The organism is Niveispirillum sp. FG148 (genome assembly GCF_057809655.1).
This window is the reverse complement of record NZ_JBMDKJ010000032.1, coordinates 1-12,979: the sequence shown is the minus strand read 5'-3', so window position 1 is coordinate 12,979 and position 12,979 is coordinate 1. Positions and strand designations below refer to the sequence as shown.

The 12,979-nt window shown below is 62.9% G+C and carries 15 protein-coding genes; all 15 read left to right on the top strand.

Annotated elements, in window-relative coordinates; genetic code table 11:
- Window positions 1-9: 9 nt before the first annotated feature.
- Complete coding sequence (locus ACODTW_RS23695; protein ID WP_488948600.1) at window positions 10-1,062, top strand: DUF2889 domain-containing protein; 1,053 nt, start codon at window positions 10-12, stop codon at window positions 1,060-1,062.
- Window positions 1,063-1,216: 154 nt separating this feature from the next.
- Window positions 1,217-2,368, top strand: a complete 1,152-nt coding sequence (locus ACODTW_RS23690) for an acyl-CoA dehydrogenase family protein (protein WP_488948599.1) — start codon at window positions 1,217-1,219, stop codon at window positions 2,366-2,368.
- Window positions 2,365-3,339, top strand: a complete 975-nt coding sequence (locus ACODTW_RS23685; protein ID WP_488948598.1) for an acyl-CoA dehydrogenase family protein — start codon at window positions 2,365-2,367, stop codon at window positions 3,337-3,339. Before ACODTW_RS23690 ends, ACODTW_RS23685 begins: the two co-directional genes overlap by 4 nt.
- A 23-nt stretch (window positions 3,340-3,362) precedes the next feature.
- On the top strand, window positions 3,363-4,436 hold the full coding sequence (locus ACODTW_RS23680; protein ID WP_488948597.1) for a MaoC family dehydratase: 1,074 nt from the start codon (window positions 3,363-3,365) through the stop codon (window positions 4,434-4,436).
- Between the two features lie 105 nt (window positions 4,437-4,541).
- The gene (locus ACODTW_RS23675) at window positions 4,542-4,697 is read left to right on the top strand and encodes an enoyl-CoA hydratase-related protein (RefSeq protein WP_488948596.1); all 156 of its coding nucleotides are present in this window, start codon (window positions 4,542-4,544) and stop codon (window positions 4,695-4,697) included.
- A gap of 23 nt (window positions 4,698-4,720) precedes the next feature.
- A complete protein-coding gene (locus ACODTW_RS23670; protein WP_488948595.1) occupies window positions 4,721-5,512 on the top strand; it encodes an enoyl-CoA hydratase/isomerase family protein in 792 nt (263 codons plus the stop codon).
- A 7-nt stretch (window positions 5,513-5,519) separates the two neighbouring features.
- Window positions 5,520-5,654 (top strand): hypothetical protein, encoded by a 135-nt coding sequence (locus tag ACODTW_RS23665; RefSeq protein WP_488948594.1) that lies wholly within the window; start codon window positions 5,520-5,522, stop codon window positions 5,652-5,654.
- A gap of 74 nt (window positions 5,655-5,728) precedes the next feature.
- The gene (locus ACODTW_RS23660) at window positions 5,729-6,619 is read left to right on the top strand and encodes a crotonase/enoyl-CoA hydratase family protein (protein WP_488948593.1); all 891 of its coding nucleotides are present in this window, start codon (window positions 5,729-5,731) and stop codon (window positions 6,617-6,619) included.
- Window positions 6,620-6,736: 117 nt separating this feature from the next.
- On the top strand, window positions 6,737-7,630 hold the full coding sequence (locus ACODTW_RS23655; protein ID WP_488948592.1) for an AraC family transcriptional regulator: 894 nt from the start codon (window positions 6,737-6,739) through the stop codon (window positions 7,628-7,630).
- Window positions 7,631-7,751: 121 nt separating this feature from the next.
- Complete coding sequence (locus tag ACODTW_RS23650) at window positions 7,752-8,027, top strand: DNA -binding domain-containing protein (RefSeq protein ID WP_488948591.1); 276 nt, start codon at window positions 7,752-7,754, stop codon at window positions 8,025-8,027.
- A 218-nt stretch (window positions 8,028-8,245) separates the two neighbouring features.
- Window positions 8,246-8,752: a transcriptional regulator domain-containing protein gene (locus ACODTW_RS23645; RefSeq protein WP_488948590.1), complete on the top strand. Its 507-nt coding sequence runs from the start codon at window positions 8,246-8,248 to the stop codon at window positions 8,750-8,752.
- Complete coding sequence (locus ACODTW_RS23640; protein ID WP_488948589.1) at window positions 8,700-9,173, top strand: DUF2285 domain-containing protein; 474 nt, start codon at window positions 8,700-8,702, stop codon at window positions 9,171-9,173. The genes ACODTW_RS23645 and ACODTW_RS23640 overlap by 53 nt, the downstream gene beginning before the upstream one ends.
- A gap of 133 nt (window positions 9,174-9,306) precedes the next feature.
- Window positions 9,307-9,795: a thermonuclease family protein gene (locus ACODTW_RS23635; RefSeq protein WP_488948588.1), complete on the top strand. Its 489-nt coding sequence runs from the start codon at window positions 9,307-9,309 to the stop codon at window positions 9,793-9,795.
- A 92-nt stretch (window positions 9,796-9,887) separates the two neighbouring features.
- Window positions 9,888-11,084, top strand: a complete 1,197-nt coding sequence (locus tag ACODTW_RS23630; protein WP_488948587.1) for a DUF932 domain-containing protein — start codon at window positions 9,888-9,890, stop codon at window positions 11,082-11,084.
- Between the two features lie 112 nt (window positions 11,085-11,196).
- Window positions 11,197-12,979 (top strand): ParB/RepB/Spo0J family partition protein (locus tag ACODTW_RS23625; protein ID WP_488948586.1); only part of this gene is annotated, 1,783 nt, incomplete at its 3' end.

Sequence of the window (12,979 nt, the reverse complement as noted above, 5' to 3'; positions counted from 1 at the left end):
ACCGGCGACATGATGAGGCAGACCATGGCAGGGGAAACCGTCGGGATGGCCCTTCACAACCAGACACTGGGGGCGCCGCCGCCAAGGCGCCCCGGTTCCCTGCGTCGCACTGTGTCGACACAGTCCTTCTGGCCGGACGAACTGGATGGCCCCATGACGGTGATCAGCATCGCCCGCGACCTGTTCACGGACGATGCGGCCGCGACCCCGCAGCAACTGGGGCAGGATCGGCTTTTGTCAACGCTGTCGCCGGATCGCCGCCTTCTCTCGATCGAGGCGAACCGGCGACACGACGCCATGGCCGGCTTGGTCGGCTTGCGGCCGGGTGGCGAGATGCGCCGAGCGATGGCAGCGGCGATGCCGGAGGAAGGTGCTGGCTCGACGCGGCTGCACCGGCTGCTGGATGACATGGCGGGAGCCGTGTTCATGGCCCCCGCCGGCTGGTATGACTGGGAGCCGGGTGGTCCGGCCTTTTACGACAGGGCCCTGGGTCAGTCACCTGCCATGGACCGCAGTGTGGAGGGCGTCTGCATCAGTTTCCAGGCCGGCTCACCGGCGCTGACGGCTGACGGGCGGACCAACGAGGATATGGCCAACCATCCGGTGGCTCCCATCGCCTTCGAAGGGGATGATCCATGGGGGTGGCACCGGCTGGCGGATGTGCGCGGTCCCAACCAATGGCGGGTCCGCCGCCTTGATCTCTGGCGGCAGGATGGCCTGCTGCATGTGGATTCCTGGTTTCAGGACAGTGCCGTGAAGCGGGGCAGCACGGACACGCGCATCCTGTTCCATGAATATGGTCTGCGGGCCACCATCGACCCGGAGACGCTGATATTGCTGTCCATCGATGTGCAGGCGGCTGTGCTGCCGTTCACGAGCTGTCTGGCGGCACCGGCCACTGCCCGTTATCTGATCGGACAGACGATTTCCACCTTCCGCAAGCTGGTTCCCGCCACGCTGCCGGGGACCAGGGGATGTACGCACCTGAACGACATGCTGCGCGCCCTGCAGGATGTCGATGCCTTGGCCGGAAGCCTGCGGGCGCAGCAGACGGCCGCCTGACCTGCGGTTCCGTCCTGCCGTTCCAGGCTGGGGGCGTTGCAGCTCAAGGACAAACCACCCGCTACTATCGGTGTTCACCAACGCGTCGGCGGCGGATCGTTCAAGTCCTGTGGCCATGGTTGGATGATCTGCTGCGAAAAGAGGACGTTCGACTTTGCTGACCGTTGATTCCTTTCCGGCGACCCGCATTCCCGATGCGGCGGAAGCCCTTCGCCCCCGGATCAAGGCTTTCCTTGCCGAAAGGCTGGCGGGGATGCCGGCCAGCCGACGGGCGCGGACATGGTCGGGCTTCGATGCGGATTTCAGCCGTGCGCTGGCCGAACGCGGTTGGGTCGGCCTGACCATGCCCAAACAGTATGGCGGGGCCGGACTGGACGCCTTTGCGCGCTTTGTCCTGGTGGAGGAGCTGCTGGCGGTGGGGGCCCCCATCGCCGCCCATTGGATCGGCGACCGGCAAAGCGCGCCGTTGCTGCTGCATTATGGCACCGAAGCACAGCGGCAGGCGTTCCTGCCCCGCATCTGCCGCGCGGAAATCTTCTTCTGTATCGGCATGAGCGAGCCCAATGCCGGTTCCGACCTGGCCAGTGTGCGGACCCGCGCCGTGCGGGAAGCGGATGGCTGGCGCCTCAATGGCCAGAAGATCTGGACCACTTACGCCCATAAGTCCCATTACATGATCGGACTGGTGCGGACCAGCGGCACGCCGGAGGACCGACAAAAGGGCCTGTCCCAGTTCCTGATCGACCTGTCGCTGCCTGGCGTGACTGTCCGCCCCATCCGGCTGGGGACCGGCGACACGGATTTCAATGAAGTGTTCTTTGACAATGTGCTGCTGCCTGACGATGCCTTGGTCGGGCCGGAAGGCAATGGCTGGGCGCAGGTCAATGCCGAACTGGCGTTTGAGCGCAGCGGGCCGGAGCGTATCTATTCAAGTCTCGTCCTTCTCGACCTGTGGGCGGCCACCTTAAGCGCCTCGCCGTCGCGCGCCGATGAGGAGCGGCTGGGCAAGCTGCTGGCGCGGCTGGCACCGCTTCGCGCCATGTCCGTTTCCATGACCGGGCTGCTGGTGCAAGGTCGGTCGCCGCTGACGGAAGCGGCCGTGTTCAAGGACATGGGAACGGAGCTGGAGCAGGCCATTCCCGGCGAAATCGCCGATGCCGTGGCGACGCGCCTGGATGCCGCCTGTGATCCGGAGCTGATGCGGACGCTGGCCTATCTCATGCAACTCAATCACGTCTTCTCTCTGCGCGGCGGCACGCGTGAAATTCTGCGGGGCATGATCGCCCGGGGGCTGGGTCTGCGATGAATGATGATAACAGTGTCCTGACCGACAGCTTCCGCCGGCTGGTGGCCGATATCGCTACGCCGGAGCGGACGCGGGTCTTCGAAGCGGCACCGGCGCTTGAGCCTGTGTGGTCAGCGCTGGCCGCATCCGGCTTCCTGGATGCGCTTGTGCCGGAAGATTGCGGTGGGGCGGGGCTGTCCCTTGCCAGCGTGTTTCCCCTAGTCATGATCCTGGGCGAACATGCGGTGTCGCTGCCCTTTGCGGAGACCATGATGGCCCGGGCCCTGCTGGCCACCAACGGCCTGCAGGCACCTGACGATGCCGCCATCATTCTGGCGCCGCCGTCGCCCATTCTGCCCAATGGTGCGGCGGCGACGCACGCTCTGGTGAATGACGGTGACCGGATCGCCCTGGTCCGGCTGGCGGGCGTCGGGGAGGATCCCTTTCGCGCCGGCGGGGCGACCGGCATTCGGATCGGTGACCGGCTTTGCGATCTGCCTGCCAACGAGTTCGATCTCGGGCTGGCCGCCGCCGGACTGGCGGCAGCACAGATGGCGGGGGCGATGTCCCGTCTGCTTTCCATGTCCCTGCGCTATGCCAATGAACGGCAACAGTTCGGTCGCCCCCTGGGCAAGTTCCAGGCCATCCAGCAGCAATTGTCGGTGATGGCGGAGCAGGTCATTTCCGTACAGGTCGCTGCCCGCACCGCCATGTCCGGCGCTGGGTTCAACGTGACCGGTGTCGCGGCGGCCAAGGCCCGAGCCAATGAGGCGACACATCTTGTCAATGGCATCGCCCATGCCGTTCATGGTGCCATTGGTGCCACCGAGGAATTCGACCTGCAGCTCTATTCTCGCCGCTTGAAGCAGTGGCAGTTGGCGTTTGGATCGGAAAGTTACTGGGCCGGTCAGCTTGGTCGTCTGCGTATTCTTGCCGGCAGTGCAACCAGCGCCGATTTCATTCGTGACCATCTTTGCGACGGCGCCGCCTGAAGGCCATTTATATGGGGTGTGAGATGAGTGATGCGTATCATTCGCTGTGCTGGGAAGATGTCGAGGAAGGTCAGGAACTGCCATCCTTCACCTATGAACTGAGCCTTCTGCGACTGGTCGCCTTTGTCCGCGCGACGGGGCTTTATGATTTCGTCCATCATGACAGCCGGTACGCCCGGGCGGTGGGTGCCAAGGATGCGTTCATCTCCACGACACATCTGGCGGGCCTGTTCAGCCGCCTGATCACTGACTGGTCGGGGCCGGGCAGTGTTCTGCGCCGCCTGACCTTCCGGATGACAGCGCAATCCCTGCGCGACGACATCCTGCTGGTGACCGGCAAGGTCGCGCGCAAATACCGCGGTGCAGACGGCGCCTATCTTGTCGACCTGGAAGAAATCAACGTAGCGCACGCCAACAGCCCCAGTGCGGCGGCCGCCACGGCGACCCTGGAGATGCCGTCGCGCACCGATGCGCTGCCGGCCATTTCCCGCCAGCGGCCGGTGGCGGATCTGGTCTTGCCCAATGATGACATGCCCGACTTCGCGCGCGCCATGCTCGGCATCGTCCGAGAGGGCAACCGGGAACCGAAGCTGCCGCTGACCAGCGGTGATATCCATCTGTGGTGCGAGGCGCTGGAGGACTGGAGTCCCCTTTACTGGGATGCCGATTTTGCCGCCGCGTCGCCTTATGGCGGTATCATCTCGCCGCCCGTGGGCATGTTCTACGGTGCCGATTCCTCGCTCAATGTCGGATTGGGCTATCGCAAGCCGGGCGCCGTGGCACCGGAAGCGGTCAAGCAAGGCCTGACCGGGATGCCATTGCTGCAAGCGCTGCGCGAAGGCATCATTACCGGTGGCTGCCCTTTCCCGCCACCCGATTGCCCTGAAGCGGTTGTCACCCAGGCCAGCTTTGAATTCTATGCGCCCGTTCGTGTTGGTGACAGCTTGCGCACCGAGCAGAAGCTGCTGACATGTTCTCCCCGCCGCAAGACGAAGCTGGGTGAGGGCCACTTCCTGACGTCGGAGAACATTCTGTTCAATCAGCGGGGCGAACTGGTGAAATCCGTCACCATGAGCCTGTTCTGCTACAAGGCCTGAGCGTTGGTGGGGAACGGGGAGGTGCGTCATGATCGGTGAGTACCAAACCATCTGCTATGAGGTTGGTTGCGGGATAGCCATTGTGACGCTGCACCGCCCCAGAGCATGAACAGCATCAACCCCGTCATGGTATGGGAATTGTTGCAGGCGTTCGACGCGGCGGACGCCGTTGATACGGTCAGGGTCGTCATCCTCAGGGGGGCTGGGCAGCGCGCCTTCTGTGCCGGGGTCGAATATAACAAGACATCATGTCATTCATAGGAAACGAACCGGAGGGATACGCGATGCAATTTGTAGATATTGTCTACGAACAACGCGGTCGGGGGGCATGGATTCGCCTGAACCGCCCGGACGCGTTGAATACAATCAATCCCGGGCTGGCCCGCGAATTTGATGCGGCGCTGGATCTCGCCGAAGAGAATCCTGAGATAGTGGCAGTTGCCGTAACCGGCACCGGCCGCGCGTTTTGCGCTGGTGCGGACCTCAAATTTCTAGGCGACCTACTGCAAGAAAATAGCGAACACGAGAGCGCCGATTTTCAGAACCAGTTGATGGAGCTGATGCTGCGGCTGGAGAAGTTCCCCAAGCCGGTCATCTGCGCGGTGAACGGTGTTTCGACTGGCGGCGGCACTGAACTGCTGCTTTGTTGCGATCTGGTGATCGCCGTGGCAAGCGCGAAAATTGGCGATGGCCACGCCAATTACGGGCTTCTGCCGGGGGGCGGCGCTTCGATACGCCTTCCCCGAAAGATCGGACCGACACGGGCCAAGTACCTCCTGTTCACTGGGGAGCTACGGTCGGCAGCGGAACTCGTCGCATGTGGCCTCGTGAACGAGGTCGTGGAAGACGGTGCTCTGGAAGCGGCTGTCGACGGGCTTGTAGACAAGCTGTCGTCCAAAAGTCCGCTTGCCCTGAAGCAGGTCAAAATGCTGGTGGATGATGGGCTGGAACAGCCTCTGGATACCGCCTTGAGGCTGGAACTGCTGGCCAGCGCCTTGCACAATCACAGCCATGACATGCACGAAGGCGTCGCCGCCTTCAATGCCAAACGCAAGCCCAGCTTCAAGGGCTGTTGAACCGCGAGTGCCCGTACGTGTTGCTGACAGCTTGCGCACCGAGCAGAAGCTGCTGACCTGTTTTACCCGCCGCAAGACGAAGCTGGGTGAGGGCCATTTCCTGACGTCGGAGAACACCCTGTTCGTTCAATCAGCGGGGTGAATTGGTGAAATCCGTCACCATGAGCCTGTTCTGCTACAAGGTTTGAGTGTTGGTTGGCAACGGGGAGGTGAGCCATGACCGGTGAGTACCAGACCATCTGTTATGAGGTTGGTTGCGGAATAGCCACTATAACGCTGAACCGCCCCCAGAGCATGAACAGCATCAACCCCGTCATGGTGCGGGAGTTGTTGCAGGCGTTCGACGCGGCTGACGCCGATGATACGGTCAGGGTCGTGATCCTCACGGGTACCGGGGAGCGCGCCTTCTGTGCCGGGGCCGATATCACAGCCGGTGCGGCCACGTTCGATTACGCACAGCGGGAAGGAGCGTTGCGCCCCGATGTCGAGCCGGATGGAAATGTCCGCGATGCGGGAGGGCTGGTTGCCCTGCGCATCTTCAATTCCCTGAAACCGGTAATTGCGGCCATTAACGGCGCGGCGGTGGGGGCAGGGGCGACTATTCCGCTTGCCGCCGATCTACGGCTGGCGGCCACGACGGCGCGTTTCGGCTATGTATTCGCTCGTCGCGGGATCGTGCCGGAATCGGCGTCGGGCTGGTTCCTGCCGCGGATTGTAGGCATCTCCACCGCCTTGGAATGGTGTCTGTCCGGCAGGTTGGTTCCAGCCACAGAGGCACTGGAGCGAGGGCTGGTGCGGTCGGTCCACCCGCCTGGGGAGCTTCTGGCTGCTGCACGGGAAATCGCCCAGGAGATCGTGGAGAATGCCGCGCCCGTTTCCGCGGCTCTAACCCGCCAGATGCTGTGGCGCATGTTGGGTGCATCGCATCCGATGGAGGCGCACCGTCTCGATAGCCGGCTTGTGCAATCAATAGGACTAGGTCCGGATGCACGCGAGGGGGTTGCGGCCTTTTTGGAAAAGCGGTCACCGGCCTTCAGGGGCCGCGTATCGACCGACATGCCGAAACTGTTTCCATGGTGGAAGGAGCCGGGTTTTCAAGCCGAATAAGGCCCGGCTACCGGGTCGCAGATGCCGGACCGGCTCAGCAACTGTTGGACAAGGAGGTGATCTGATCGGGTGCACTCTGATTTCTATGCAAGCTGCATCTGATGGAGGGACGTTAAATTGTCCTCAAAGTCCAGAACCAGACGCGTCGTAATCGACTTCTCCACTGATCTCGCGCCCTTTTTGGTGCTGATCGGCACGCGCCTTTCTCATCAGGGCCTTATCATTGGCTCGTTCGAGGCTCCGGCTAATTCGGGAACCTGGGTCGCAACTCCCCACCTAAGCATGGTCATACATGATGGAGAGCCCTTTGAACTGGGTTGGAAACCACAAGGTGCATTGGAAACCCAACGCCATGTCGTCAACGCTGGTCAGTTCCATCTGTTTCCGCCCGATCATTTCATTCATGTCGACTGGGCTGGCAATCAGCGAATATTCGCGGTCGCCTTCACGCAAGGCTTCATCGAGCGCACATTGGCGGAAACCTTCAGTGGGAGAATACCCGACCTCAAGCCGATGGTCGCCGTGGACAATCCCGCGATCGGGAAGCTGATCGACTGCTTGCGCGAGGGGATGGAGGAGACGGGTCCCACAAGCCTCCTCTATCTTGATCACATTGGCGCGATGCTGCTTCTCAAGCTGTATGAGACTTTCGGAGATGCAGGCCGGCCCGCGCCGGTCATCGGTGGCCTCGGCAGTTCACGGCAGCGGCGTGTTGTCGAATATATCGAGGCACGCCTGGGGGAGGAGCTGAATCTCGGCCATTTGGCCGCCGAAGTCGGGCTCACCCGATACCATTTTATCCGGGCCTTCCGGGTCAGCCTGGGCACTTCTCCCTTCCGCTATCTCAACAAGCGGCGCATCGCGCGGGCCCAGCAATTGCTGCTCGATCCGCACCTGTCGATCACCGAGGTCGGTCTCACCCTGGGCTTTTCGAGCCACAGCCATTTCACTGAGACCTTCCGGAAGATCACGGGAACGACACCGTCACAGTTTCGCAAGGACCGGCGATGAAGCGGTTGCCCGAGCGGGGCATTTGTCACCGAGTTTACCCTTGGGCGATTTGTCGATTTGCAGTACGGAGTCCAACAGGTGCTTCCGGACTGCGATGAAGACTCTGACGGGAGGCAAGAACATGAGTGAATTGAACCCGGATGTTCAGGATGAGGTGCCTTGGTCGGAGACCATCACCCCCTATGATGAAGCGCATTATATCACTTATGTCCGGTTGCTCGATGCCGAGGCATCGGGAGCCGATTGGCAGGACGTTGCCAGGATCGTCTTGCATCGTGACGCGCTATTGGACAAGGATCGAGCCCACCACTGCTGGATCTCCCACCTGCGGCGGGCTCAATGGATGGCTACCAGCGGCTATCGTCACCTCCTGATGGCGGAAGACACACGTCGATAATAGTCTTGCGCGCTTATCAACTGAATGAAGTGGATGAATTGATTTCATGGTCTGGTCTCCAGCTTTAGAGTTAATCAAATCAGGATAAGCTTCGATTTTGTAAGTTTATTCATTATGAATTACTGATGGTTATGAAATTTCTATATTGATTGAATTTCTTTCCCCGCAATGTCCCGGTAGGCATCGCAACCTGACGAAAGACGTTCATCAATGTTGTGATGAAGCTGCATTTGTCGTCTGCTATTCGAGCATTCGGCGCGATGTTTCAGTTGTCGTTGGGTCTGCAAGGCCCATGCGGCCAACGGGAGGCTACCGTGCAACGACAATCTCGATGCCCCGAATTTCCGGTGCGGCCAGACTGGCGCGATCCAGAACAATACCGGCCGCTGCTGGCCCTGGACAAGGCGGGCTGGGCGGCAGAATGGCTTCGCCGGTCTCCCGATTTTGCGGACGTTCTCAAGAGCTTCGCCGAAAAGGTCCGGACAACCCACCGGCCCGTAGATGGGCCACGGATCATCATTCTATCCGACCTGCCTGTCGATGCCCGCTGGGGGGTGATTTTTTGCCGATGCCATCGAACCGGACGTCACCTTCTGGTATCCGTCGCTGGCACCTGCCGTCCTTACCGTCGACGCGTCCTGCACAGAACCCGACGCAGAGGACGTTTTCGATATGCGGCGGCTTCAGCAGCTTGCCGTTGTTCTGAAAATCTCCGGCGGGGCTGAACATGTTCTGTTCAGCGACGGTTGCCATCATCTCCAACTGATGGTGACTGCGGGAACATTGCTATCGGGCCCCGTGCGGCTGCGCTGCACGATTACCGACGTGCGGTTCAGAGAAGAAAGCCTGCTGGCCATCCACCGCTTGATGCAACTCCACCGTTCCGGTCGATTGCCGCACAAACTCTATCCCACAGACACCCGAGCCCCGCGCTGGATCGAAAAGCTCCGCGCCTTTGATGGGGTCCGCGCCGGAGCCAGCCATCGTGAGATTGCCGCCATCCTGCTGGGCGAACGGGAGGTCCGGGAGAACTGGAACGGCCATTCCGACTATCTGCGTCTGCGAATCCAGCGGCTGGTTCGAGACGCCTGGCGAATGGTGCGTGGCGGCTATCGTGATCTGCTTCGCTCGAGGGGAGCAACATGAACCGGGGGGCGGAACTGCCGTTGGCCAGCGGAGAGCGAGAGGGCGGCTGGAACCTTCGTGACGGGCTCTGGCAGGCAGGAAAGGGAGCTTGCCGGGTGCCTTGTCAGCAACCCAACCGGAAGGAGACTGCGTGATGAAGACCCTGAAATTTGCTCTGCCGGTGCTGATCCTGATTGGGATTGGCGCTGGTGTACTCACGCTATGGCCCGAGGGCCGTGCCGAACAGGAGGGGCCAGCCACGGTCATTGATGCCGGCGTACTGGAGATTGCCGGTTCCCGGCACCGGCTGGCTGGCATCGTGCCGCCGCTGCCCGACCAGCACTGTGTTGATCGCAAGGGCACGACCCGGCCCTGCGGGCAGGAGGCCGCCCAGGGCTTGCGGGAACTGGTGAGCGGCACGCCTGTGTATTGTCGGCCTCATCCCGGCAGCGCCGACCTGTCCGACTGCTTCGTCGGCGGCACGTCCCTGTCGGAGCGGATGGTCCGTGGAGGCTGGGCATTGGCCTGCCGGTTCGGCCGGGAAGACCTCAGCAATTGGGAGAACAATGCAAGGTTCCTGGCCTTGGGCCTGTGGCGGGGTGGGTTCGTTCCACCGACACCGACCGACCAGTGTGCGGGGTGAATGGGTGGAGAGTCAGAGGTGGGACGGATTTCCGGGTGACGGGCCACAGCCGGGGGAGAGGCTTCCGGCACCCGTCCTGGAGATGATGTGCCATGACCCAGGTAGAAATCCTCGACGCTGCCCCCGACCGGAGCGGCGGCTACAAGGTGGACGTGACCCGTGGCCAGCGGATCGGCCGGGTGTCGTCCGAATGGTTCTCGCGGCCGGATGAAGAGCGCTTCCTGTCGCTGTCCGACCTCTATGCCTCCGTCCGGTCGCGGATGGAGCGCAGCCGGACCCGGACCCTGCCCAGCGCCGACATCCGCGTGGAGGCGAGGAGTGACAATCCCGAGAAACTGCCCCTGCTGCTGCCGGGCAGCGACCGGCCCGTGGCGCCCACGCATTGGAGCTTTGGCCAGTTGGCCAGCCTGGTCGGTGCCCCGGCTGCCTATCTGCGGCAATTGCCGGCAGCGTTGGCCGGGATCAATCTGCAGTACGGCCTGACTTCGCACCGGGGCGAACAGATCAAGACGCTGGAAATCGAAGACGGCCGCACCGAACTGCGCGCCGTCACCGGCCCCGATTATGGCCGCATCTTCGATCATGAACTGGTCGAGGCGGTACAGCGCATCGCCGGCAACGGCACGGGGGATACGCGCTGGAAGGTGCCGGGCGTGCTGGACTGGTCCACGGGCGTCTATAATCCGCGCGTGGACATTACGCGGGACACGACGACGCTCTACGCTTCCGACAGGGACGTCTTTCTGTTCCTCGTTGACGATCTGAACCCCATCGAGGCGGGAAGGCTGCCGGACGGCTCGCCGGATCTTTATTTCCGCGGCTTCTACTGCTGGAACAGCGAGGTGGGCGCCAAGACCCTGGGCATGGCCAGCTTCTATCTGCGGGCTGTGTGTCAGAACAGGAATATCTGGGGCGCCGAGGATTTCCAGGAGATTGCCATCCGGCATTCCAAATATGCCCCGTCCCGCTTTGCCCATGAGGCCGCACCCGCCCTGACCCGTTTCGCCGAGTCCTCGCCCATGCCCTTCATTAATGGCATCCGGGCGGCGCGGGAACAGATCGTCGCCCGCGACGATGATGACCGCATGGAGTTCCTGCGCAAACGCGGTTTCTCCAAGGTGGAAACCGGCAGGATCAACGAAACCGTGCTGGCAGAGGAGGGGCGCAAACCAGCTAGTATTTTCGATTTCGTGCAGGGCATCACGGCCGTGGCCCGCGACAAACCCCACCAGGATGCCAGATTGGAGATGGAGGGGCGGGCCAAGAAGCTGCTGGACCGGGTGGCCTGACCGGTGGCCGGGGGGGCGGCTCCGGGCGTTTCGAGGCAGAGGAGGGCAGGGGCTTTGCGACGGGCTGCCAGGTGGGAGAGAGGCTTCCACCGGCCCGTCGTGGAGAAAATCCATGGCTGCCAATACCGCCAAGATCGTCCTGAGCCGGTCCCAGGACATTCCGTTCAACAAGCTGGTCCTGTCTCAGGCCAATGTCCGCAAGGTCAAGGCCGGCGTGTCCATCGCCGACCTGGCCGAGGACATCGCCAACCGCACGCTGCTGCACGGCCTGCCCGTCCGTCCGCGGCTGGATGCCGAGGGCAAGGAGACGGGCATCTACGAGGTGACGCCGGGCGGGCGGCGCTATCGGGCGCTGGAACTGTTGGTCAAGCAGAAGCGCCTCTCCCGTACCGCGCCTATCCCCTGCGTCATCCGCACCGGGGGATTGGGCGAGGAGGACAGCCTGGCCGAGAACCTGCAACGGGTGGCGTTGCACCCGCTCGACCAGTTCCGCACCTTCCAGACCCTGCGCGACAAGGGCCTCAGCGAGGAGGACATTGCCGCCCGGTTCTTCATCACCACGGCGGTGGTCAAGCAGCGGCTGCGCCTGGCCTCGGTGTCGCCGAAGCTCCTGGACCTCTATGCCGAGGACGGCATGACGCTGGAGATGGTGATGGCCTTCAGCGTCAGCGACAACCATGAACACCAGGAACAGGTGTGGGCCTCCTTGACCCAGCCCTGGCAGCGCGAGCCCTATCACATCCGCCGGGCACTGACAGCCGGCAGCATCCCCGCCCATGATAAGCGGGCGCAGTTCGTGGGGCTGGACGCGTATGTCGCCGCCGGTGGGCCGGTGATGCGCGACCTGTTCACGCCCGACGATGGCGGCTGGCTGGGCGATGTGCCGCTGCTGGAACGGTTGGCGGCGGATAAGCTGGCCAAGGAAGCCGAGGCGGTGATGGAGGAGGGGTGGAAGTGGATCGAGGTCGAAATCGACTTCCTCTATGGCCATGCCGCCGGCCAGCGCCGCCTGCGCGGCGAGGTGATCGCTCGCACGGAGCAGGAGGAGGTCCGCTACGCCGAGCTTCAGGATGAATATGACCGGCTGGCCCATGAGCATGACGATGATGGCGAAATTTCGGAGGAGGTGGATCAGCGCCTGACGGCGATTTCCGGCGAGATCGCCGTGCTGGAGCAGCGGCCCGTCTGCTACGACCCGGAAGAGGTCGTGCGGGCCGGCTGCTATGTCAGCATCGGGTCGGACGGACAATTGCGGGTCGAGCGCGGCTATGTCCGGCTGGAGGATGAACCGCGCGTCGAAGAACCGGTTGCACCGGACGCCGACCCCGCCGAGGGAGGCGGCGATGGGGATGGCTCCCGCATCCCGGCTGCCGCCCATGCTGCCCATACCGGCGGTTCCGTCAGCCAGGAGCCCGAACCGGAAGACGAGGGGTTGAAGCCGCTGACCGAACGGCTGGTGATGGAACTGACGGCCTATCGGACCCTGGCCCTGCGCGATGCCCTGGCCCGGGACCCGGACACGGCCTTCATCGCAGCACTGCACCTTCTGTGCCTCCAGCTCTTCTACCATCGCAGCTCCAATTCCTGCCTGCAGATCACGGCGCGGAGTCCCGGCTTCATGGCGGAACCTCCGGGGCTGGCCGACAGCATCCCGGCCCAGTCCATCAATGCTCGGCACGCGAACTGGGTGCAGCAGTTGCCCCAGGACCCGCATGATCTCTGGGATGTGCTGGTGGGTTTCGATGCCGACAGCCGGGCGGCACTGTTCGCCCATTGTGTGGGCCTGACGGTGCATGCCGTGCAGTCGTCCGGTGAATACGGGCCGGAGAGCCGGCGGCACGCCGACGGGTTGGCAGCCGCCCTCCAACTCGACATGGCGGCGGTGGGATGGTTGC

Excerpts from the sequence above, each read along its gene's own strand:
- ACODTW_RS23695 (WP_488948600.1), top strand. The coding sequence starts at position 10 with ATGATGAGGCAGACCATGGCAGGGGAAACCGTCGGGATGGCCCTTCAC.
- ACODTW_RS23685 (WP_488948598.1), top strand. The coding sequence starts at position 2,365 with ATGAATGATGATAACAGTGTCCTGACCGACAGCTTCCGCCGGCTGGTG.
- ACODTW_RS23680 (WP_488948597.1), top strand. The coding sequence starts at position 3,363 with ATGAGTGATGCGTATCATTCGCTGTGCTGGGAAGATGTCGAGGAAGGT.
- ACODTW_RS23675 (WP_488948596.1), top strand. The coding sequence starts at position 4,542 with ATGAACAGCATCAACCCCGTCATGGTATGGGAATTGTTGCAGGCGTTC.
- ACODTW_RS23670 (WP_488948595.1), top strand. The coding sequence starts at position 4,721 with ATGCAATTTGTAGATATTGTCTACGAACAACGCGGTCGGGGGGCATGG.
- ACODTW_RS23660 (WP_488948593.1), top strand. The coding sequence starts at position 5,729 with ATGACCGGTGAGTACCAGACCATCTGTTATGAGGTTGGTTGCGGAATA.
- ACODTW_RS23650 (WP_488948591.1), top strand. The coding sequence starts at position 7,752 with ATGAGTGAATTGAACCCGGATGTTCAGGATGAGGTGCCTTGGTCGGAG.
- ACODTW_RS23645 (WP_488948590.1), top strand. The coding sequence starts at position 8,246 with ATGAAGCTGCATTTGTCGTCTGCTATTCGAGCATTCGGCGCGATGTTT.
- ACODTW_RS23640 (WP_488948589.1), top strand. The coding sequence starts at position 8,700 with ATGCGGCGGCTTCAGCAGCTTGCCGTTGTTCTGAAAATCTCCGGCGGG.
- ACODTW_RS23635 (WP_488948588.1), top strand. The coding sequence starts at position 9,307 with ATGAAGACCCTGAAATTTGCTCTGCCGGTGCTGATCCTGATTGGGATT.
- ACODTW_RS23630 (WP_488948587.1), top strand. The coding sequence starts at position 9,888 with ATGACCCAGGTAGAAATCCTCGACGCTGCCCCCGACCGGAGCGGCGGC.